Origin of the sequence: Eubacterium sp. AF16-48 (genome assembly GCF_003479405.1) — a bacterium.
Lineage (GTDB): Bacteria > Bacillota > Clostridia > Lachnospirales > Lachnospiraceae > Eubacterium_G > Eubacterium_G segne.
Genome location: NZ_QUHB01000004.1, coordinates 210,837 through 234,806 on the forward strand (window position 1 = coordinate 210,837; position 23,970 = coordinate 234,806).

At 35.5% G+C, this 23,970-nt stretch carries 21 protein-coding genes; all 21 read left to right on the forward strand.

The window, feature by feature from the left end:
• The first annotated feature begins 98 nt into the window (after positions 1 to 98).
• Positions 99 to 1,904 carry a hypothetical protein gene (locus DWW68_RS06780; protein ID WP_118594978.1) on the forward strand — a complete coding sequence of 602 codons (1,806 nt, stop codon included), beginning with the start codon at positions 99 to 101 and terminating at the stop codon, positions 1,902 to 1,904.
• A 17-nt stretch (positions 1,905 to 1,921) separates the two neighbouring features.
• Positions 1,922 to 2,065: a hypothetical protein gene (locus tag DWW68_RS13440; RefSeq protein ID WP_021951992.1), complete on the forward strand. Its 144-nt coding sequence runs from the start codon at positions 1,922 to 1,924 to the stop codon at positions 2,063 to 2,065.
• Between the two features lie 335 nt (positions 2,066 to 2,400).
• Positions 2,401 to 4,416: a hypothetical protein gene (locus DWW68_RS06785; protein WP_118589778.1), complete on the forward strand. Its 2,016-nt coding sequence runs from the start codon at positions 2,401 to 2,403 to the stop codon at positions 4,414 to 4,416.
• Positions 4,417 to 4,431: 15 nt separating this feature from the next.
• Positions 4,432 to 4,575, forward strand: coding sequence for a hypothetical protein (locus DWW68_RS13445; RefSeq protein ID WP_158576826.1), 144 nt, complete (start codon positions 4,432 to 4,434; stop codon positions 4,573 to 4,575).
• A 388-nt stretch (positions 4,576 to 4,963) separates the two neighbouring features.
• Positions 4,964 to 5,233 carry a hypothetical protein gene (locus tag DWW68_RS06790; protein WP_118589777.1) on the forward strand — a complete coding sequence of 90 codons (270 nt, stop codon included), beginning with the start codon at positions 4,964 to 4,966 and terminating at the stop codon, positions 5,231 to 5,233.
• 90 nt (positions 5,234 to 5,323) lie between these two features.
• Positions 5,324 to 5,533, forward strand: coding sequence for a hypothetical protein (locus tag DWW68_RS06795; RefSeq protein WP_021952228.1), 210 nt, complete (start codon positions 5,324 to 5,326; stop codon positions 5,531 to 5,533).
• A 148-nt stretch (positions 5,534 to 5,681) separates the two neighbouring features.
• Complete coding sequence (locus tag DWW68_RS06800; RefSeq protein WP_118589776.1) at positions 5,682 to 6,563, forward strand: YitT family protein; 882 nt, start codon at positions 5,682 to 5,684, stop codon at positions 6,561 to 6,563.
• Positions 6,564 to 6,633: 70 nt separating this feature from the next.
• On the forward strand, positions 6,634 to 7,437 hold the full coding sequence (proB, locus tag DWW68_RS06805) for a glutamate 5-kinase (protein WP_118589775.1): 804 nt from the start codon (positions 6,634 to 6,636) through the stop codon (positions 7,435 to 7,437).
• Between the two features lie 50 nt (positions 7,438 to 7,487).
• Positions 7,488 to 8,726, forward strand: a complete 1,239-nt coding sequence (locus DWW68_RS06810; RefSeq protein ID WP_118589774.1) for a glutamate-5-semialdehyde dehydrogenase — start codon at positions 7,488 to 7,490, stop codon at positions 8,724 to 8,726.
• Positions 8,727 to 8,858: 132 nt separating this feature from the next.
• On the forward strand, positions 8,859 to 9,737 hold the full coding sequence (locus tag DWW68_RS06815) for a diacylglycerol kinase family protein (protein WP_021952232.1): 879 nt from the start codon (positions 8,859 to 8,861) through the stop codon (positions 9,735 to 9,737).
• A gap of 25 nt (positions 9,738 to 9,762) precedes the next feature.
• On the forward strand, positions 9,763 to 11,124 hold the full coding sequence (locus tag DWW68_RS06820) for a citrate/2-methylcitrate synthase (protein WP_118589773.1): 1,362 nt from the start codon (positions 9,763 to 9,765) through the stop codon (positions 11,122 to 11,124).
• 2 nt (positions 11,125 to 11,126) lie between these two features.
• The gene (greA, locus tag DWW68_RS06825; RefSeq protein ID WP_118589772.1) at positions 11,127 to 11,624 is read left to right on the forward strand and encodes a transcription elongation factor GreA; all 498 of its coding nucleotides are present in this window, start codon (positions 11,127 to 11,129) and stop codon (positions 11,622 to 11,624) included.
• A 5-nt stretch (positions 11,625 to 11,629) separates the two neighbouring features.
• On the forward strand, positions 11,630 to 12,253 hold the full coding sequence (locus DWW68_RS06830) for a hypothetical protein (RefSeq protein WP_118589771.1): 624 nt from the start codon (positions 11,630 to 11,632) through the stop codon (positions 12,251 to 12,253).
• A gap of 2 nt (positions 12,254 to 12,255) precedes the next feature.
• A complete protein-coding gene (locus DWW68_RS06835) occupies positions 12,256 to 13,188 on the forward strand; it encodes a DMT family transporter (protein ID WP_021952236.1) in 933 nt (310 codons plus the stop codon).
• A gap of 49 nt (positions 13,189 to 13,237) precedes the next feature.
• Positions 13,238 to 13,786 (forward strand): inorganic diphosphatase, encoded by a 549-nt coding sequence (locus DWW68_RS06840; RefSeq protein ID WP_021952237.1) that lies wholly within the window; start codon positions 13,238 to 13,240, stop codon positions 13,784 to 13,786.
• Between the two features lie 99 nt (positions 13,787 to 13,885).
• Positions 13,886 to 15,664: an aminopeptidase P family protein gene (locus DWW68_RS06845; RefSeq protein WP_118589770.1), complete on the forward strand. Its 1,779-nt coding sequence runs from the start codon at positions 13,886 to 13,888 to the stop codon at positions 15,662 to 15,664.
• Positions 15,665 to 15,773: 109 nt separating this feature from the next.
• Positions 15,774 to 18,992, forward strand: a complete 3,219-nt coding sequence (locus DWW68_RS06850) for a CotH kinase family protein (RefSeq protein WP_118589769.1) — start codon at positions 15,774 to 15,776, stop codon at positions 18,990 to 18,992.
• A gap of 152 nt (positions 18,993 to 19,144) precedes the next feature.
• Complete coding sequence (gene spoIIID, locus DWW68_RS06855; RefSeq protein ID WP_021952240.1) at positions 19,145 to 19,405, forward strand: sporulation transcriptional regulator SpoIIID; 261 nt, start codon at positions 19,145 to 19,147, stop codon at positions 19,403 to 19,405.
• A 449-nt stretch (positions 19,406 to 19,854) separates the two neighbouring features.
• Entirely contained in the window at positions 19,855 to 20,856 is a 1,002-nt protein-coding gene (locus tag DWW68_RS06865; protein ID WP_021952241.1) for a rod shape-determining protein, read from the forward strand.
• 61 nt (positions 20,857 to 20,917) lie between these two features.
• Positions 20,918 to 23,179 (forward strand): ATP-dependent RecD-like DNA helicase, encoded by a 2,262-nt coding sequence (locus tag DWW68_RS06870; RefSeq protein ID WP_021952242.1) that lies wholly within the window; start codon positions 20,918 to 20,920, stop codon positions 23,177 to 23,179.
• 10 nt (positions 23,180 to 23,189) lie between these two features.
• Positions 23,190 to 23,897, forward strand: coding sequence for a ComF family protein (locus DWW68_RS06875; protein WP_021952243.1), 708 nt, complete (start codon positions 23,190 to 23,192; stop codon positions 23,895 to 23,897).
• Positions 23,898 to 23,970 lie beyond the last annotated feature (73 nt).

Consider the following 23,970-nt stretch of genomic DNA (forward strand, 5'->3'; position numbering starts at 1 on the left):
GTTTTTATTTAATATGCTAAAATGGAAATAGGGTGATTGAACGAAAAAAAGGAGGAACATCATCTGAAAAAAAGTTGAGTTATAGAAAGGAGTATATGATGAAATTAAGTAATTCAATGAAAAAGTTTTTTGCTTATGTTTGTGCCATAGCTATGGTTGTCAGTTCAATGGCATTTTATGGACAGACATCGGTTGAAGCAAGTGGAAGTGCTGCTGTAGAAGGAAAAATTTACACAGTTACAGACGGCGATGCTACTATTGTAGGATTTACATGTCAGGGAATATTTGACAAGGCAAGAATCCATTTTGCATGGGGTACAGAAGTAGATGCTGCTTCTATTACAACAACAGTAAATGGAAAAAGTGTAAAAATTGACGGAACAAATGCCCATGGTATGTTTATTCCTTTATCAGAGGTAAGCACATTGGCAGTGGGAGAATATCAGATAGTTGTTAGCGCAACAGCTACAGAAAATTCAGCTACTGTTACAGGAAATGCAACATTAAAAATCGAAGATGAAGGTGAAACAACAACAAGAGATCCTTCAGTAAAGGTTTGGAAAGACTTAGGGGATGGATTCTCATATGACGATTCAACAACAGCATCAGTTATTAATATTCAGCAGCCGGATTGGTCGCCTGAAAAAGGTATATATGTAAATGTACCGGCAGGAATCAGCTCAGTTGCAGTTAATGGAAAAACAGGTGATGAAGTTGCAAAAATTCAGGGAGCAGGAGTTATTGTTTTCATTTCAGCAATGACAAAGAAAACAAACACTGTTGAAATTGAATATGCAGGCGGAAAAGCAACTGTTATTGTAAAAAATGAAAATGGAACAGATGGTGGTGATACACCAATAGAAACACCTACAGAAAAACCAACAGAAACACCTACAGAAAAACCAACGGAAACACCTACAGAAAAACCAACGGAAACACCTACAACACAGCCTACAGGAGAAGCTAACTGGGTTGAAATTGCAGGAAGTGATGATACTGCATCATATTATTATGATAAGGCAAATATGACAGTAAATGAAGTAGTAAGCATTCAGCAGCCTGGCTGGTCACCGGCAATGGGTATCTATATGAATGTGCCATCAGGAATTAGTGAAGTATCAGTAAACGGTGTTAAAGAAAATGTAGCAACAATTCAGGGTGCAGGAGTTATTGTATATCTTTCTGCTTTAACTCAGGAAATAAACGAAGTAGAGATTACTCATGCTCTTGGAACAGCTAAAGTTTCTATCAAAAAAGTTGAAAAGGCACAGACAGTAAAACATTCAGTAACAATTAATGGAAATAAAGTTGCAGAAGTTGAAGACGGAAGCACTTATACATTAGGTGATGCACAGTACGGATACTATACAGATGGTAAGATTTATAAACCGGGAACCGTACTTACAATAACAGGCGATATTGCCCTTACTTCAATTGACAGCCTTTCAGTAGATATGGCAAACGGTGCAGCTATTAAGCTTTCAACACCGGCAGGACTTAAGTTCCAGGCAAAGGTTTCATCAAACAATGGAGAAGCTGTTAAATCAGATGCTATTAAGGAAGGTATGTTAATTACGGCAAATGATATATATGAAAATAATTCATCTGCTTTAGACTTGACAAGCCCATATGCAATGCTTAATATTGTTAATGAAGGTTGGTTTGACGAAAGCGCAATGACATATTGCGGAGCAGTAGCTAATATTTCAGAAGCAAACTATACAAGAGATTTCATTGCCAGAGCATATGTAACCATTACATATACTGACAATACATCAGTAACTGTTTACTCAGGAATGAGTCAGACAAGAAGCGTAAGCTATGTAGCATCAGCAGTTAAGGCTGCCGGATATCCGGGAATTGCTGCATCAGAAATACCTGTAGTTGACTCATTTATAAAATAATTATGGGAGGAAACACAATGTCAGAGAAATATATTAGTCCAAAGGCAGAAGTAGTAGAGTTTGATACAAAGGACGTTATTACTACAAGCCCTGATAACAATTTTTCAGCTGATACATCAGGTTCAGCAAATCAGGGTGAAGGTTGGTCAGGACTTTACTAAAATTAACTGAATAATTTGATTTATGCTAAGGCGTTCGGTATTTTCCGGACGCCTTTTAAAGTGCCGGAATTAACACTCTATGTAACACGTAATCAGGCAAAAGAATGGGTTTGAGAGTAATAAAAATAAAATAAAATTAAGAAAGAAAAACATTTTTATTCTTTATAAGAAATCAAAATATCCAATGTTTTAAGGGAAAAACGTAAATAAAAATGGTTTTATATACAAAATATACTAAAAAAAATAAAAAATCTTTTATAATTTGGGACGATTGCATATAAAAAATCCCTCGGTTATAATATTAATGTATAAAAATTGTGAAAGGAGAGTTTGAAATGAACAAAACTTTAAAGAAAGTTCTTTCAGTTGTATTATCACTGGCTATGATTTTTACATCTGTTACAGTTTATAACACAACTGCAAAGGCAGCTGACGAAACGGAATCAGCTACGCAGGAAACTATTGACGTAGATGCCATTAATGACTGGACACAAATAGGAACAGCAAAAGACGGAGATAAGGCATATATTTCAAAGGCGGCTCTTGCAAAATTCGGAAATGAGGGGCTTAGAGGCTTTTATGATGCAGGAAAGACTGTAGGATGGAACATAAGCACATATATGAATTCAGTACCGGTTTTCGGGTTTGTTGCAAAAGACGGAAATCCTTCATCAGTTATTATTGACGGAGTGAGATATTTAAATGATGCAGGCAACACAAAGGCATATGTGGGAAATGACTGTGTATATATCAGTCAGGATACCTTAGCCGTTCCTGCTGGGGAAAGTGAACATGTATTTATAATTACAGCAGAAGGTTCAGGTACAGGAACATTTGCATTAAAGATAGTTAAGCTATCTGATCCTACAGATGCATCTTCAGTGGATACATCAGCATGGACAGAATGCCCGGCAATAGGAGCTAACGCATCTTTAGTATCAGGAACATATTATTTAGATACAGCCAACTATACAGCAAATGTAAACTCAGCTATTTGGGGTACAGTAGGTGTTGCTGCTGATACACCGTACCATGGCGAAGTTGACAATTGTAAAATAGAAGGTGGAGCTTTTACATTTGCAGTTTCAGGAGCTGTAGGACAGCCGGTTGGAGCTGTTTGGATTAACGGAAAAAGATATTTAAACGCTTCAGAAATGCTTCATGTCCGTGGAGATTCTGTTGAAATAGCTTTAAGTGCATTTAAAGAAGGAATTAACTACTTTGCTATTGAAGGTGCTGCTCAAACAGTAACTTTTGCAGTTAAGTATGTACCTGCACAGGCAGAGGTTGCTCCGGATCAGACTTTAGGTGAAGTAACTGATTACACAAAGGTTTGTGACAAAGATGGTAACAATGATTTATCAACAGAAGGAACAAGATATTATGTTTCAGAAGCTGTTAGAAATCAGTATATCAACTACATCGATTTATTTGGTATATTTACAGACCATGCTACAGCAAACTATCACCCGGCAGGATGCACATTAACAGGTGCAGCTTATGTATCATCATATCCAAGTGTTGCCGGAAAGATTAAATCAGTATGGATTGACGGAGTAAAATACACATCAGGAACAGATGAATGTTACATTGAAGGAGATCAGGTTCACCTTGCACAGAGCTTATTTGCACTTCCAAGTGGACAGGATGAAAAAGTATTTGCAGTAACAGTCAGAAGTTCAGAAAAAGACATTACATATGGTGTTAAAGTTGCAAAGGTAGCTAAATTTGATGTAACAGTTGACGGACAGACAACAGAAGTTGCTGACGGTGATACATATACACTTCCTGCTGATGCTGCTTACGGTTACTATTCAGATGGCAAGATGTACAAGTCAGGAACAGCAATTAAAGTTACAGCAGATATGACATTTACTTCAGTAAATACACTTAATGTAGTTGCAGCAAATGGTGCAGCCGTAAAGACTTCTACTCCTACAGGACTTAAGTTCCAGGCTAAAGTTACAACAGATAATAACGAAGCTGTTAAGTCAGATGCAATCACAACAGGTATGTTAATTACAGCAAATGACCTGTTTGAAAATAATGATTCAGATATGTCATTAACAAGCGCTTACAAAGTTCTTAACATTGTAAACGAAGGATGGGCTAATGCTGATACTCTTACATATTTTGGTGCAGTTGCTAACATTGTTGAAGCAAACTACGAAAGAGATTTTGTAGCAAGAGCTTATATAACAGTTACATATACTAACGGAGAATCAGTAACATATTATTCAAATGTTGCTGAAAAGAGAAATGTAAGCCAGGTTGCTTCAAGAGTAATAGCTGATGCTAACAACGGCCTTAGTGCTGATGAGTTAAACGTAGTAGCTTCATTTATTAAATAACAGGGGAGGATTAACATGAGAGAAGTATATACAAGTCCTGAAGTTGAATTAGTAGATTTTGATACAAAGGACGTTATTACTACAAGCCCTGATAACAATTTTTCAGCTGATACATCAGGTTCAGCAAATCAGGGTGAAGGTTGGTCAGGACTTTACTAATTAATATTAATTAAAAACTTACAACACCGTATCTGTGACTAAATCATGGATGCGGTGTTTTTTTGGCTCTTTGTCAGGCATGGGGGAATCCCTTATATATTTTTTTATACGATACAAATATTATACATATGGCAGGTATAATATCCTACGGAATAGTGTGTCGTATAACAATGATAAGCAGTTAAGATAGGGAACAAACACAGGAAAAAAATATATGTATGGGAGGTAAAATGGTGGATGTAAAACTACTTAATGAATTATATTTTGAAACGGAATATATGAAATTACTTCATATATTCCTTATGATTATGGGATGTATTTTGCTGTTATTATCAATATTTACAAAGGGAATATGTCTCTTATTATTTCATGTGTTTTTGCAGTGATAATGACAGTAAGAATGGAGAGAACACAGAGAGATAGAAATATTATTCATATGTATTATATTTTCGTTAGTGCGGTAATGGCTTTGTGCGGATTATTATCGGGTCCGGATTGGGTATATGGTTACATTGGTTCGTGGCAGGATTTCTTTTTGCCACTGTTGGGTGTGGAATATGGCATAGAAGTGGTTACTGTTGGTTTACTTCTTCTGGTTTTGTTGTGCATTGGATGTGGGTTGCACACATGGACAAAGAATAAAAACAGTGATAATTAATTTCCAAGATGGATATTTTATGGTATAATCTACTGACATAGGAATAATTTTATTAGCCCTTTTAACAATTAGAAAACAGGAGGTATTACCATGAGTGATAAAGAAAAAATGATAGATGACATTGTAGCAATGTTAGATGGAAGTATAAAGAAAGGGGACGGACACATTAATCTTAAGGTTGATGAAAATGTTGAGTCCTCAAAGAGAAAGGAAGTAATAAGAGGATGTGCAGACTGTTCAATTAATCCTATGCCATGCTGTGCACCAACAGAAGAACTTCCGGGGGATGACGAAATTTAACAAAAAATGAATAACAGCCTGTAAATAAGAGAAAATAGTAATGAATAAATATGATGTAAGTGGCAAAAGCATAATTGCTTATTTGTGCAAGCACAATTGCAAGTGGCAAATTTTGTTACTTACATCATAAATTTTAAAAGGAATTACTATGAAGCAAAAGCAGGTTGTTAAAAAAATATTCAGATATGTTTTCATTACATTTACTGCTGCCTTGTATGCAGTGGGAATCGCATTATTTTTAAATCCCAATAATTTGGCACCGGGAGGAATATCAGGAATTGCCATTATATTAAAAAAGATGTTCCCGGGACTTCCGGGAGTGGGAATGCTTATTTTATTAATAAATATTCCAATCCTGGCAGTGGGAATTAAAAAGTTTGGAATTAAATTTATTTTGTCAACAATGTATAGTCTGATTGTATCATCAGTGTTAATAGATATTCTTCCAATAGTTTTTAATGTTAATGGTGTTACAGATAATAAAATGCTGGCATCTGTTATTGGAGGAGCTACATTTGGACTGGGAATGGGATTAATGTTCAGATTGGATACCACAACAGGAGGGTTGGACATTATTGTAAAAATAATAAAACAAAAGAAACCCCATTTAAAAACGGGACAGATATATTTTTTGTTGGATGTGGTTATTTTGGCAGCGTCAGCCATGGCATTTAAGGATGTGGAGGTGGCGTTGTATGCGGCTATTGCCATTTATGTGTCCACGGTGGTTATGGACAGGGCAATATACGGAGGAGATGAAGCCACTCTTGTATATATAATAAGTGAAAAAAGAGAACTTATTGCCAGACGCATGATGAAGGAAGTAAATGTAGGAGCCACCATGATTCAGGCAAAGGGTGCATACAGTAACGAAACTACGGAAGTGATTATGTGCGTAATGAAGAAACAGACATTGGTTAAGGTAAGAAATATACTAAAACAAACAGACAGTGGAGCCTTTATGATAGTATCTTCGGCAAATGAAGTGTTTGGACAGGGATTTAAAGACCATTTTAAGACAGAAATATAAAGCATAATGTTTACAAATGAAGGCAGTTGTTCTAAAATAAGTGACATAGTGCTTATTTTGGGAGGAAGTTATGGCAACATTAAAAGACGTAAAGAGAATTGTTATAAAGGTGGGAACATCTTCTTTAACACACAGTACGGGAAAAACAAATATAAGACAAATGAAAAGACTAGTGACAGTTATATCCGATATAATTAATTCAGGCATTGAAGTAGCATTGGTATCCTCAGGTGCCATTGGTGTAGGTGTGGGGAAATTAGGTCTTAAGGAAAGACCGGTTACCACAGCAGGAAAGCAGGCAGCAGCTACTGTAGGACAATGTGAACTTATGTTTATGTATGACAAGATGTTTGGAGAATACGGTCATAAGGTGGGACAGTTCCTTGTTACAAAAAGAGATGTTGATAATTTGGAAAGCAGAGATAATCTTATAAATGCCTTTGAGAGAACCCTTGAATTTGGTGCTATACCGGTTATTAATGAAAATGACGTTGTAGCTGTAGAAGAAATAGTTTATGGTGACAATGATAATCTTTCAGCCATAGTGGCAAAGCTTATAAAGGCAGATGCTTTGTTTATACTTACAGATATAGATGGGTTGTATGATGCCAATCCGAATGAAAATGAATATGCAAGAATAATACCGGTTGTAGAGGAAATAACTGAGGGATTGTTTGAACTTGCCGGTGGAAAAGGCTCAAAATTTGGAACCGGTGGTATGATAACTAAACTTCAGGCGGCGCAGATTGCAACGGAAGCGGGAATAGATACTGTTATTATGAACGGTGGAGATCCGGAGAATTTATATAAAATATTAGAAGGACACCAGGTAGGAACCTTCTTCGTAGCAAAAGACAAAGAACAGTCACGCTAGGCATGGCTGTTTTTCTTTAATAAGAAATGTTAATAAAGGGAGGAAAAATAATGCTTACGGAATTAGGAAAGAAAGCAAAAGAAGCAGAAAAAACATTAATGATAGCTACCACGGAGCAGAAAAATAAGGCTCTAAAATACATTGCACAGGCATTAATTGAAAATGCAGATGAAATAATACAGGCAAATACCATTGATTTGGAAAATGGGAAAAATAATGGAATGTCAGAAGCAATGCTTGACAGATTAAAGTTAGACAAAGGCAGAATTAAAGGGATGGCAAAGGGCGTTGAGGATGTTGTTTTACTGCCGGATCCTGTGGGAAGGGTTTTAAGTGAAACTACAAGACCTAACGGACTTAACATAAAAAAGGTATCTACACCTTTAGGAGTTATAGGAGTTATATTTGAAGCAAGACCTAACGTAACCTCAGATGCGGCAGCTTTGTGCTTAAAGTCAGGAAACACCGTTATTTTACGTGGAGGAAAGGAAGCAATAAATTCTAACAGAATCATTGCTAAAACAATGAGAGAGGCTGTAAAAAAATCAGGTCTTAGTGAAGACGTTATACAGTTAGTGGAAGATACATCAAGGGAAAGCGCTAATGCCCTTATGCAAATGAATGAATATGTGGATGTGCTTATACCAAGAGGCGGTGCAGGACTGATACAGGCAGTTGTAAAAAATGCAACAGTTCCGGTAATTGAAACCGGAGTGGGAAACTGCCACATATATATTGATAAGGATGCCAATGTGGATATGGCAGCTGACATAGTATATAATGCCAAAACTAACAGGGTGTCAGTTTGTAATGCAGCAGAAAGTTTGCTTATACATAAGGATATTGCAAAGGAAGCATTGCCGAAAATAAAGGCAAAATTAGATGAAAAATCTGTGGAACTTTTTGGAGATGAGGAAGCAGTTGATATAGCGAAGGGAATAGAGAAGGCAACGGAAAGGGACTGGGGAACAGAATATCTTGACTACAAAATGTCTGTTAAAATAGTAAATTCCTTAGATGAAGCCGTGGATCATATTTATAAATACAGTACAGGTCACAGCGAATGTATAGTTACTGAAAATAAGGAAGCTGCTGAGGAGTTTTTAAACAAGGTAGATTCAGCAGCAGTTTATGTAAATGCCAGTACAAGATTTACTGACGGAGGAGAGTTCGGTTTTGGAGCAGAAATAGGTATTTCCACTCAGAAGCTTCATGCAAGAGGACCTATTGGATTGCCGGAATTGCAGTCTTTTAAATACAAGATATATGGCAACGGACAGGTGAGATAGTTTTACAATATATGTATATTGTCCCAAATAGATACAGGGAAGAATTGCAGTTCACAGTTTCTTAATTTTTAATTAATACAATGAAAGTAAAAATATTGTAGAATATTGAATAATTTATACGAAGGAGTATTCATGAAAAAAATATTATTTATTGTTAATCCGAAAGCCGGACTGAAGAAAAATAAGAATTTTATAGATGATGCTGTATGGGTTTTTGAAGAGGCAGGATACAAAGTAGGAATTAAATATACAAAACGAAGAGCAGACGGAACCAACATTGCCATAAAATACGGAAGTGAAGTAGACCTTGTGGTATGTATGGGAGGAGACGGAACATTAAATGAAGTAATTCAGGGATTGATTGAAGGAAATGTAAAAACACCTTTAGGATATATTCCGGCAGGTTCTACTAATGATTTTGCCAATAGTTTAGGATTAGAATCTGATCCTAAAAAGGCGGCTAAGTATATTATATCTAATGAGGCAAGACCTCTTGATATAGGAGATTTTAACGGACGACATTTTGTTTATACTGCATCAGCAGGAATTTTTACTAAGACCTCATATTCAACACCTCAGGAATTAAAAAACAGATTAGGACATTTTGCCTACATTCTTCGTGGTGCAAGAGAATTATTTCACATAAGAAAGTTACGCCTGAAAATTGAACTTGATGATAAAACCTATGTGGGAAAATATATTTTTGTGGCAATAAACAATGCTACAAAAGTAGGTGGCATAATGAAGTTAGACAAGGATTTAGTGGAATTTAACGATGGTGAATTTGAACTGATGCTTATTGAGTATCCAAGAGACTTTGCAGAGTTTGTAAGGCTTTGCGGTCAGGTACTTTTACAGAAATTTACAGGAAAAATCACTTTGGCACAGATAAAATCAGCAAGAATTACCGATTGCTCAGACATAGACTGGTCTCTTGACGGTGAGAAGGAAAAAGGAAGGGCAGTGGTAAACTTTAAGGTTTTACATGACGCTATTAACTTTATATATTAATAATTGAGAACAGAAAGGGGATTTTATGGCATTAAAGAGAGAAGATGTTAAATTATTTGCGGAAAATAAGGCAAAGGTGTGTAAAAATAATGACGGCGTAGACAGGGAGTTATTTACGGAATATGGTGTAAAAAGAGGACTTCGTGATTTAAATGGAAAGGGTGTATTAACAGGAATTACCAATATTTCAAGAGTTGAGTCTTCAGAAATAGTTAACGGAAAAAGTGTTCCCTGTGAAGGAAAATTGTATTTCAGAGGGTACAAAATCCAGGATTTAGTTAAGGGATTTATGGATGATAAAAGATTCGGTTTTGAAGAGGTAGCATATTTACTTCTTTTTGGTGAATTGCCTAATGAAGACGAGTTAAATGAATTTAAGGAAATGCTGGCATATTCCAGAAGGCTTCCAACAAATTTTGTAAGAGATGTTATTATGAAGGCACCTAGCGAGGATATTATGAATTCCCTTACAAGGAGTGTACTGACATTAGCTTCTTATGATAAAAACGTGTCAGATACATCATTAGAGAATGTAATAAGACAGTGCATTCAGTTAATAGCAGTGTTCCCTATGCTTTCAGTGTATGGATATCATGCATATAATCATTACAAGAAAAATCAAAGTTTATATATACATAGGCCAAAGGATGATTTGTCCACCAGCGAAAACTTATTAAGAATGTTAAGACCTAACAAAAAATATACGGAGTTAGAAGCAAAGGTTCTTGATTTAGCTTTAGTTCTCCATATGGAACATGGAGGCGGTAATAATTCAACCTTTACCACAAGAGTTGTTACATCATCAGGTTCTGATACATATTCAACTATAGCGGCGGCGTTGTCTTCCTTAAAGGGACCAAGACATGGAGGGGCTAATATTATGGTAGTTAAAATGTTTAAGGACATTAAGGCTAATGTATCAGACATGAAGGATGAAAAAGAGGTTAAGGAGTATCTTAGAAAGATACTTAACAGGGAAGCCTTTGATAAAAAAGGGCTTATATATGGAATGGGTCATGCGGTATATTCCATTTCTGATCCAAGGGCAGAAATTTTTAAGAGTTTTGTAGAAAAGCTTGCCCATGAAAAGGGAAGAGATGATGATTTTGCCCTGTATAGCATGATTGAGACTTTAGCACCACAGGTTATTGGTGAGGAAAGACAGATTTACAAAGGCGTTAGTGCCAATGTGGATTTCTATAGCGGACTGGTTTACAGTATGTTAGATATTCCGGAGGAATTATTCACGCCGATGTTTGCCATTGCAAGAATTGTGGGATGGAGTGCACATAGAATAGAAGAGTTGGTAAATGCGGATAAAATCATGAGACCTGCATATGTTAGCATATGTGATTATAATGATTATAAGAGCATTGATGAAAGGTAATTATGAAATTAACAAATAGTGATATTGAAAAAATAAAAGAAGAAATTGAACATAGAAAGTTAGTTGTAAGACCTAAGGCAATTGAAGCCGTTAAGGAGGCAAGAGCTCAGGGAGATTTAAGTGAAAACTTTGAATACCACGCAGCTAAAAAGGATAAAAATAAAAATGAAAGCAGAATCAGGTATTTAGAGAAAATTTTAAAAACAGCAACTGTTATTTCTGATGAATCAAAGGATGATGAAATAGGATTAAACAAAACTGTGGAGATTTACTTTGAGGAAGACGATGAAACGGAGAAGTTTAAAATTGTAAGTACCATGCGGGGGGATTCCGTTAAAGGAAGAATCAGCAATGAATCTCCTATAGGAAAGGCACTTATGAAACATAAAGTTGGAGACCGGGTGGAAATAAAGGTAAACGATAATTACAGTTATTATGTAGTGGTAAAATCCATAGAAAACACCGGTGAGGAAGACACAGACACAATAAGGAGCTATTAATAGTTATGTTAAAAATATTTACCAGTTATACTCCCGGGGCAGGGAAAAGCTATGCAATGATGGAGGAAGCAATGAATGAAAGCCGAAATGGGAAAAAGGTCGTTATTGCTTTTATTAACAAACAGCATAGGGATTCCTCTAAAATGCCTTTTGAATGCAATGAAAATGTTACTATTCATCCTCTTAAAGGAAGAGAGAGCATAGAAGAAATAATAGAAATGAAACCGGATATTGTGGTTTTAGATGAGCTGGGAATGCGAATTGGAAAGCATACATTTTTGTATAATGTGGCAGAGTCATTTATAAAAAACAATATCAGTGTTTTGACTTCTGCTAATTTAAAAAGATTTGAGGAAGTGAATCCTATATTTAGAAGTGCAACAGGGGTAGGGATAAAAACAACCATTCCAAACCGCTTTATAAAAGGGGCAGATGAGATAGTTTTTATTGACAGAGAACCTGAATTAATGATAAAGGATTTTAAGGAGGGAAAGCTTTTTGGAGAGCGGTATATGAATTCCCGAATTATGAATAAAAACTTTGAAGAAAATACCCTTAAGACATATAGGGAGATAAGCCTTGATTATTTAGAGAAATATAATAACGTAAGAATTATACAAAGAGATTGATTATGAAAGAAAAAATGACAAAAACCCCTGTGGTAGTTTTTTTGGCAATGATATGCTGTCTGCTATGGGGGTCGGCTTTTGCCTGTATAAAAATCGGATATAAATTATTTAATATTGAAAGCAAAGATACAATGTCTCAGATATTATTTGCGGGAAACCGTTTCATTCTTGCAGGCATCATGGTTATAGTTACTTTTAGTATTATGAACAAAAAAATCATAAAACCGGCACAGCCTGAAAGAATTGCTACCTTAAGTCTTTTTCAGACAGTTTTACAATATGTTCCTTTTTATGTGGGATTAGCCCACACAACAGGAGTAAAATCCTCTATTATTAACGGTTTAGGAGTTTTCTTTACAGTGTTAGTATCCTGCCTTTTGTTTAGACAGGAAAAACTAACAGGTAAAAAGATGATAGGAACCATATTGGGATTTTTAGGAGTTGTAATAGTAAATGTTGCCGGAACATCCGTTGATTTGGGAGTAAGCTTCTTAGGAGAAGGTCTTATTGTACTATCAGCTTTATCATCGGCGTTTTCCTCTGCATTTATTAAAAAATTCTCCAAAAACAGTGATGTGGTAATGCTTAGCGGATATCAGTTCTTTTTCGGTGGAGTGGTAATGACGGTTATAGGTCTTCTTTTTGGAGGAAAATTAAGACCTGAGGGATTTGCGGGTATTTTACTATTGATTTATATGGGATTTATTTCAGCGGCAGCTTATACATTGTGGAGCATTTTACTTAAATACAACAATGTATCAAGGATTACGGCATATAAATTTATGAATCCTGTATTCGGGGTACTGCTGTCATTTCTGTTTTTGCATGAAAACAGTCATATGGAGGTGCAGATTATAATTGCATTAGCTTTAGTATGTGCAGGAATATATATTGTAAATGCCGGTGATTTGAAATATAATAAGTCTATTAAGTAGTATGAGAATCAAAAATGATTCTAACGTAAAAATTAATCAGGAGGGTTTTATGAATATTATGCATGACATTAATCCGGAGAGAATTACACCTTCGGATTTTATCGCAACTATTGAAATTAGTAAGGGAAGCAAGAAAAAATATGAATTAGATAAGGAAACAGGACTTATTATATTAGACAGAATATTGTACTCATCAGTACATTATCCGGCTAATTATGGTTTTATCCCAAGAACAATTGATGAGGATGGTGACCCGTTAGACGTACTGGTATTATGTTCTGAGCCTATAGAGTCCATGTCTTTGGTAAGATGTTATCCTATAGGTGTTATGTACATGGTGGATAGTGGTGATATGGATGATAAAATAATTGCCATTCCTTATGGTGATCCTACATACAACTGTTATACAGACATTAATCAGTTACCGGCTCATATTTTTGAGGAAATCAGGAATTTCTTTAATATATATAAGACATTAGAGGGAAAAGAAACAAAGGTAGATGAATTTGGCGGGCCTCTTGATGCTGCAAAAATCATTTACAAATGTATTGATATATACAATAAAACATACGGTATAGAGAACAATTGCATCAAATAGTATTATAATATTTAAGATAAAGTGTATTTGCATTAAGAAACTGTTAGGTTTTTATGTGCGACTACACTTTTCTTGTTTGTTATAAGGGAAGGTTTTAATATGACAGTAAATAACAGAATAAAAAGATTAAGGGAAATAATGAAGGAAACAGCAGTGGATGTATATGTAGCACCTACCTGTGATTTTCATGGCTCCGAGTATATAGGGGATTATTTTAAAACAAGAGAGTTTATAACGGGTTTTACAGGCTCTGCAGGAACAGCGGTAATCACCATGGAAGAGGCGTGTCTGTGGACTGATGGAAGGTACTTTCTTCAGGCAGAAAATCAATTGAAAAATACTGAAGTTAAATTAATGAAATCCGGAGAAGCAGGAGTTTATACAGTATATGAATATATTAAAAATATTGCAAAAACAAATATCACTGTAGCCTTTGACGGAAAAATGATGTCTGCTGATATGGCAGAAAATATAAGAAATATTGAAAATGTAACAGTGGATGGTCATTTGGCTTTAATAGATAAAATATGGGAGGACCGTCCGGAAATCAGCCATAAGCCAATATGGAAGCTGGATGATAAGTATACGGGAAAAAATACAGCTACTAAAATAAGTGAAATAAGAAACATGATGGAGGAGAGAAGGGCAGATGTTTTACTTCTTTCAGCCTTAGATGAAGTGGCATGGACTCTTAATTTAAGAGGCAATGATATAATGTATACGCCTGTATTTATGGGATTTTTGATTATAACCAAAGATGAGGTTAATTTTTACGTTAATAAAATTCAGTTACAGGACAACATAGAAGAATACTTAAAAGAATGTGATATCAAAATACGGGATTATGGCATCGTGTATGCAGATTTAGAAAAAATAAGAAAGAAAAGAATCTGGCTTGATAAATCCAGCGCCAATTATGCTGTCATAGAATCAATTAATAATGATAATAAAATAATAAATAAGCTGACTCCTGCCTTGCAACTTAAAGCAGTTAAAAATGAAGCGGAAATAGAAAATGAGAAAAAAGCTCATATTTTAGACGGTGTGGCAATGACAAATTTTCTGTACTGGCTTAAAACCAATGTGGGAAAGGAATATATGGATGAACTGAAGTTAGGAGACAGGCTTGAGGATTTTAGAAACCGGGCAGAAAGCTATATTGAGCCAAGCTTTGCCCCCATTGTGGGATATAACGAACATGGTGCAATAGTACATTACAGTGCCACAAAGGCGTCTAATGTAGTTATAAAAAACGAAGGTATTGTACTTATAGACAGTGGTGGACATTATTTGGAGGGAACCACAGACATTACAAGAACCATAAGTTTAGGAAATGTTACGGAAAAAATGAAAAAAATGTATACGGCAGTGCTTAAGGGACACTTAAAGCTGTCAGGGGCAATATTTAAAAAAGGCTGTAGCGGAACGACTCTTGATTATATTGCAAGAAAGCCTCTATGGGATATGGGACTTGATTATAATCATGGAACCGGACATGGAGTTGGTTATCTTTTAAGTGTTCATGAGGCACCTAATGCCATTAGATACAGAATAATGAAAAATCCAGAATTAAATCCTGTATTTGAGCCGGGAATGATAACGTCAAATGAACCGGGAGTTTATTTAGACAATGAATTTGGAATACGAATTGAAAATCTTATTTTGTGTAAAGAGAAGGAAAAAACGGATTTTGGAGAATTTCTATGCTTTGAAAATCTCACCTATGTTCCTTATGATATGGAATTAATTGACATGGACATGTTAGATGGAAAAGAAAAGGAGATATTAAGAGAGTATAACCAAATGGTGTATGAAAAATTGTCCAAACATTTACAGGAAAATGTTAAAAAATGGTTAAAGAAATATCTCAATTGTTAAAAAAACAGTATTGTAAGTTTTTGTATATAGTGCTATCATCAGTGTTATCAAAATTGTATCACAATTGATGATAGCATTTTTTTGCCTATAAGGCAGAAGGGAGAGGTATATGAGAAAGGGAATGAAAAAGCTATGCAGTTCTGCCCTTAGCATTCTGTTAGCTTTGTCCATGGTAGTTCCGGGAGCAGGCGTTTATCACACAAATGTTAAAGCAGATGATGTTGTAGAAAAAACACAAACCGGAAATGATAACGGAAAGGATGACGGAAAAAGTATTAAAGGTGATTATTTCAGACAAAATATGGCAGTTTTGCTTAAGAATAATCAGCTAAAGACTAGCAATTCAGAAGTTACCCTTACTGAAAATGAAAAGGGAAAGGGTGTTCTTGTTTCAGGAAAAGATAAGGATATTTTAAATAGTGAAATCACAATTGATAAAAAGTTGAATTTTGACGGAAAAATTGTAGGAAGATTAAGTCTTGACGCCATAGCCGAAAGGGGAGGCGATATAACCGTTGGAGTTTTCGTTGATGGTGGAAGCAAACCGGTTGGAACTTTTAAATTATATAAACAAAGAAAGAAAAATGACTGGACATACACAAAGGACAGTTCAATTGATGTGTCAGAATTAAAACTTACAGGAGAACATACAGTTTCCCTTAAAGTATTATCTACATCAGCATCTAAGGTAAACTTCCTTATAAGAGCTGTGGAATTTGTTGAAAGTACCGTTCCTGTAATATACTTTAATATTAATGAAGAAGATGGAACTATTGCAGAAATGAATGCTTCAAGTGACCATTCAGTAGAGTGCTACGGGAGTATGACCATAAAGGTTCCGGATGGCTTTGTTTCTGAGTATACAGGCAAGGAAGTAACAGGTGGAACTTACAATATGGAATACATAAGAGGACGTGGAAATTCTACATGGGCTACTCCTAAAAAGCCATACAAGATTAAGCTTGATAAAAAAGCAGACCTTCTTGGAATGGGAAAGAATAAACACTGGGTATTGCTTGCTAACTATTATGATAACAGTCTTCTTAGAAATAAGATTACATATTGGTTAGGACAGCAGCTTAATATGGCATTTACTCCTAAAAGTGAACCTGTAGATGTTGTGATGAATGGAGAATATTACGGAAGTTATTTCCTGTCGCAGCAGGTAAGGGTAGGTAGCACAAGAGTAGATATTGATGATTTGGAAGAGTCGGAGGAAACAATGAACTCTACGGATTCTGCCATTATATCAGGAGGATATTTGCTGGCACTTTCTCCATATGAGAGAATTGAACATCAGACATTTTCAACTAATAATAATGTTGAATTTAAGTTAGAAAGTCCTAAGTTTGAAGATTATTACAATGAAACACAGTTTAATTATATAAAGGATTATGTTCAAAAAACGGAAGATGCAATATACGGAAAGAATTTCAAGGATTCTAATGGAACATCCTATACGGAATATATGGATTTAAATGCAGCAGTATATTATTACTGGATGCAGGAATTCTCCATGAATGGGGATGGATTTGTTTCTCCAAGTACATATTTGTATAAACCAAGAAATGGAAAATTATATTTTGGGCCTCTTTGGGACTTTGATTATGTTGCCTGGGGTTCAACAGAATATTCCGGAAACTCTGTTACAGGCTGGAGCCGAAACACAAATATGTGGTTTGACAAATTGTTTGAAGATAAAACATTTGCCCGGGCTATAGTTGATGCATGGCCGTCAATAAAGGAAAAAGTTAATGAACTGATTATGCCGGGTGGTCAGCTTGACAAATACAAAGATGAGATGGTTAAGACAGCAGCATATAACTTTGAAAAATGGGGAATGTCAGATTTAGGACAGGATGATATGGAAGAAGATTCTAAGGGAAATAATTATCTGACTTACGACCAGGAAATAGAAAGGTTAAGAGGCTGGATAAAGGAAAGAACAGAATGGGTTGATAAGAATGTAGCATCTATTGTTCCACAGCCTTGTAAGGTTAAGTTTATGGCGGACAATAAGGTCATTGCTACAAAGGATGAATACATTGGAAAAACTATAAGCAGTTTTCCAACGGCACCTAAGAAAAAAGGCTATGTTTTTGTAGGATGGAATGCTCATTTCCATATGAATTTTAAAGAGTATTTAAGTTACATAGGTAGTACGGAAGAGGATTTGTCGGAATTTATGGAGCCTGAGGAAATAAAGAATCTTAAAAAGAACGGCTATGATTTTGACGGTGAATTTTCATCATCAGATATATTAGTTAAAGATACTACCCTTACTGCTAAATACATTTCTGAAAGGGAATATGTTAAGGAAAGAAAGATTATATTAAACAGAAAATACATGATACTGAACCAGTGGAGTGATGAAGGGGAAATAAAGGCAACAGTTATTCCTTTTGATGCAACAAACAGCGAAATACAGTGGTCATCATCTAATCCGGAAGTGGCAGAGGTTATGGATGGCAGTGTAACTCCTATAAAATCGGGAGATACAATAATAACAGCTAAAACCGCTAGTGGATTAACAGCTACCTGTAAAGTACATGTATGTACTGATGGGGAAAGCGACGAAATGCCTATGGAGGCATATTATGAATTTCCTGAATATGATTACACTATAGGAGTAAACGAATATAAGGATTTAGGAGTTAAATATCAACCGGAGAATGCAGTATTTGATGAAAACTGCAAATTCCTTGTGGGAGATGATTCTGTTGTTGAAGTAAGTGATGGAGGCGTGGTTTATGGATTAAAGCCGGGAACAACCACAGTATATGCTTATACAAATAATGGAGATCCTATCAGATGTCAGGTAACAGTTGTTGACAAAAAAACAGCAGCTATTGGAAATGTATATACAGTTAAAAACTGCAAATACAAGGTTTTAACTAATAAAGATAAAAATAAAACTGTTATGTGTGTAGGGGCAAAGAACAGCAAGGTTAAAGCCGTAAATATACCTTCTAAGGTTAAAATTAAAAATGTCACATATAAGGTTATAAGCATAAAGGCAAAGGCATTTGCAAAAATGAAAAAATTAAAGAAGGTAACAATTGGTAATAATGTTTCCTTTATTGGAAAGTCAGCTTTTTATAACTGCAAAAATCTTACAAAGGTATATATTGGTAAAAAGGTAGAAATTATTTATCAGAACGCCTTTAAGGGAGATAAGAAACTTAAGAACATAACAATTAAGGCTAAAAGAGCTAAAATTAACAAAGGAGCTTTCAGCAAAATTTCAGGTAAGTCAGTATTTAAGGTACCTAAAAACTGTAAGGCATACTATAAGATTGTATTGGGAAAAAGCAGAAATATAAAATAATGTGGAAATACCATTTAGAAAGTATAAGACACACTAAAAAAGATGATATAAGAACTGTCATGGGAGTAAAATACTGTGGCAGTTTTTAATTTTTCATAACATAAAAAAACATTGCATAAAATGTACAAAGTATAAGTTGTATAGAGGTTTTTTTGAAAGAATATATTGAAGAGAGGGTACTTGAAACATCTAATTACATTGTAGAAAACAATTCCACGGTAAGACAGTGTGCCAGACAGTTTGGAATCAGCAAAAGCACAGTACATAAAGACGTATCTGAACGTCTTCCGCAAATTAATCAGAGACTGGCAATTAAAGTAAGAGAGGTGTTAGACAAAAATAAAAAAGAACGTCACATACGTGGCGGTCTTGCAACAAAGGCTAAATATGAAAAAAATAAAAGCCTTAACTGATAAATCAGTAAGGCTGTTGTTTACGGGGGACCTAGTGGGAGTTTCACCCACTAGGTTGAGTATGAAAAACTTAAAATACGCCATTATAGGGTATGACGTATACAAACTATATGCACAAGTTCTTAGCACTCGCAAAAAGTACTTAATAACTCGTACATTGTTTATAATAAAGGGTACTTATGAACAAAATATGAACGGAATGTAAAAGAATATCGAAAAAAGACGAAAAATACAAAAAAACATGAAAAAAAATAAAAAACAGGTTGAAAAAGGACGATTTATCTGAAAAGGAAGGCAAAAAAATGGAAAAACATATCTAAAAAATGGAAATTTTTTAAAAATAAAACATATACAGAATGGGAAAAAGTTGTTATACTTTAGTTTAGTATGGATATTCTAAAATATATATAAGGATGAAAACAAAATTTTTTACACATAAGGAGCGTCAAATGTTTAACACAGATATTGGTATAGATTTAGGAACAGCAAGTGTATTGGTTTATATAAAAGGAAAAGGTGTTGTTTTAAAAGAGCCTTCAGTAGTTGCCATTGACAGAGATACTGACAAGATAAAAGCTGTCGGAGAGGAAGCCCGTCTTATGATAGGAAGAACTCCGGGAAATATAGTTGCCGTAAGACCTCTTAAGCAGGGAGTTATATCTGATTATTCAGTTACTGAGCAGATGATTAGATATTTTATTCAAAAAGCGGTAGGAAAACGTTCATATAAGAAACCACGTATATGTGTATGTATACCAAGTGGAGCTACAGAAGTTGAAACTAAGGCAGTACAGGACGCAGCTTTTCAGGCAGGAGCCAGGGAGGTCTTTGTGGTGGAAGAACCTTTAGCAGCAGCCATAGGCGCCGGCATAGAAATAAAGAAGCCTTGTGGTAACATGATTGTGGATATTGGTGGAGGAACTACCGATATTGCAGTTATTTCATTGGGAGGAACAGTAGTCAGCACATCAGTTAAAGTGGCAGGAGATGATTTTGACGAAGCTATTGTCAGATATATGAGAAAGAAACACAATCTTCTTATTGGAGAGAGAACTGCCGAAGAAATTAAAATTGGAATTGGTACATGCTATAACAAATCTGAAAATCAGAAAATGGAAGTAAGGGGAAGAAACTTAGTTACCGGTCTTCCAAAAACCATAGAAGTAACATCGGAAGAAACAGAAGAAGCATTAAGGGATGTTACAACAAGTATTATTGATGCAGTACACAGGGTTTTGGAACAGACTCCTCCGGAACTGGCAGCAGATATAGCAGTAAGAGGTATAGTTTTAACAGGCGGTGGTTGTCTTCTTAACGGACTGGATGAACTGATAGAGGCGAAAACCGGCATTAACACCATGACCGCAGAGGATCCTATGACGGCAGTTGCCATCGGAACCGGACAATATCTGGAATATATTGACGAGGAAAATTCAGAAAAATTAAAATAATAAATATTAATCTAAAGGCTGTCCCATTTTTGGACAGCCTTGTTAGGATAAGGAACATTAAATGAAAAATATCAGTGGATATGTAGAAAATATTACCTTTAGAAATGAGGACAACGGTTACACTGTTCTTACTTTATTAAGTGGAAAAAAGGAAATTAAGTGTACAGGAACTTTTGGATACATAGGTGAAGGTGAATATGTGGAAATAGAGGGAGAAGAGGTTTTTCATGATATTTATGGAGAACAGATTAAGGTTATTTCCTATGAAATAATTCCTGCTACGGATGAGTTCTCTATTAAAAAGTATCTGGGCTCAGGAGCTATTAAGGGCTTAGGTGCAGTTCTTGCAGACAGAATTGTGGAACGTTTTGGGGAAGATACCATCAGAATAATAGAAGAAGAACCGGAAAGATTAGCGGAAATAAGAGGAATAACCACCAGAAAAGCCATGGATATATGCAAGCAGGTTGAAGATAAGAAAGATATGAGAGATATTATGATTTTTCTTCAGGGCTACGGTATATCTCCGGCTTTGGCAAATAAAATATACACATTATATGGAACTAAGGTTTATGACATCATAAAAACCAACCCTTACCGTCTTGCAGATGATGTGGCAGGAGTTGGCTTTAAAACAGCAGATGAAATAGCAAGAAGGGCGGGAGTGGAAGTAAATGCCTCCGTCAGAATAAAAAGCGGTATGTGTTATGCCTTGGCAGATGCTTCTACCTCAGGTCATACCTATTTGCCAAAGGAACAGCTGGCACAAAGAACCATTAATCTTTTGGGACTTAGAGATCAGTACATGAGTGCTGACGGAACCTATAATATGGATTTGTTAGACAACTGCTTTACAGAACTGATTCTTGAAAAAAAACTGATTTTAAAAGAAATAGATGATGTTGAAGGGGTGTTTCTGTCAACTTTCTATTATACAGAACTGAATATTGCCAGAATGCTTTTAGAGCTTAATATAGAAACAACGGAAGATGACTATATTATGGGAATTAAGTTAGATACCATTGAAAAGCTGACAGGGGTTCAGTTAGATGAACTGCAAAGAAAGGCAGTTATTGAAACCCAGAATAATGGTGTTTCCGTTATTACCGGTGGTCCCGGAACAGGAAAGACCACTACTATTAATGCCATTATCCAAATGTTTGAAACAGATGGCTTAGAAGTGTCCCTTGCAGCACCTACAGGAAGGGCTGCAAAGAGAATGAGCGAGGCTACAGGGCATAAGGCAAGCACTATTCACAGACTGTTGGAAGTATCCGGTGGTGGTGATGAGGTAACAGCAGATGATTTGTCTGCAAGATTTGGACGAAACGAACAAAATCCTTTGGAAACAGATGTTATTATTGTAGATGAGATGTCCATGGTAGATACATTTCTTATGCATGCACTGTTAAAAGCCATTACCATTGGAACAAGAGTTGTTTTTGTGGGGGATGTAAATCAGCTGGCAAGTGTGGGACCGGGAAATGTTTTAAAGGATATTATTGATTCGGGACAGTTTAGCGTGGTTAAGCTGACGAAGGTGTTCAGACAGGCGGGAGAAAGTGGAATAGTTGTAAATGCCCACAAAATTAATGCAGGACAGCAGGTGGCGCTGGATAACAGTACCGGTGACTTCTTATATATAGAAAGAGAAAATGCACAAATGGCATTAAATGCAACTATTGGTCTTCTTAAAACAAAGCTTCCGGGATATGTAGGGGCAAAAGAACAGGATATTCAGGTTTTAACACCTATGCGAAACGGTATTTTAGGTGTCAATTCCTTAAATGAACAACTTCAGAAGTTTATTAATCCTCCTTCTCCTGATAAAAGCGAAAAGGAAATTGCAGGGACAATTTTCAGGGAGGGTGATAAGGTTATGCAGGTTAAAAACAATTATCAGCTTAGCTGGGAACAACGCTCGGCTTCAGGAAGAATATTTGATACCGGCAGTGGCATATTTAACGGAGATATGGGAATTGTTACTAAAATTAACAATACTACTAATTATATAGAAGTTGTTTTTGATGATGACAGATATGTAACTTATGATACAAAACAGGCAGAGGAATTGGAGCTGGCGTATGCCATTACAATACATAAGTCTCAGGGTAGTGAATATCCTGCAGTTATTATGCCTTTAGTTTCGGGAGTGCAGATGCTTATGACCAGAAATCTTTTGTATACAGGAGTTACCAGAGCAAAGAAGTGCGTGTGCATTGTAGGAAGAAAGGAAATGTTTGAAGCCATGATAGCTAATGAAGATCAGCATAAAAGGTATTCAGGACTTAAGTGGCAGATTATAAATTACTATAATGAGTAAAAGGGAATATATGAAAGAAAAATTAATGGGGATATTTTTTCCGAAGGTATGTCCGTTATGTGAGCGAGTAATAAAATCTTCTGGGGATGTTTGCGAAAAATGCGACATATCAAAGTTTCTTATAGGAAGAAATAGGTGCTATAAATGCGGAAAGCCTTTAAAAGGGAATGATGAAATATTATGTGGTGATTGCAGAAAAATTAATCATACTTTTGAAAAAGGCGTAGCCGTATTTGAATATAAGGAAGAAATGAAAGAGTCCGTTTACAGGTTTAAATATGGAAATCAGAAAGCATATGGAGATTTTTATGGGAAAATTGCAGCAGAAAAATATGGAGAATTACTTAAAAGGTGGCAGATAGATAAAATTATACCGGTTCCAATGTATGATAAGAAGAAACAAAAACGAGGATACAATCAGGCGGAAGAATTTGGAAACAGATTAGGTTTTTATACGGGAATAGAAACGGACAACAAAAGCCTTATCAGAATAAAGGACACAATACCTCAAAAGGGACTTAGCAATGAACAGCGCAAGATGAATATGTCAGATGCATTTGCAGTGGATGTTGAAAAAATCAGTAATTATAAAAATGTGCTTTTAGTGGATGATATATATACAACAGGAAGCACAATAGATGCCTGTAGCAAAATTCTTATTATGGCAGGAGTTGAAAAAGTCTATTTTGTGTGTATTGCAACGGGAATGGATAAATAAATTGAAAAAAGATTTCGAATTGCTGACTTGTAAAAGTAAATTCCGTATGAAAGACTAAATTCCACCCACTGTT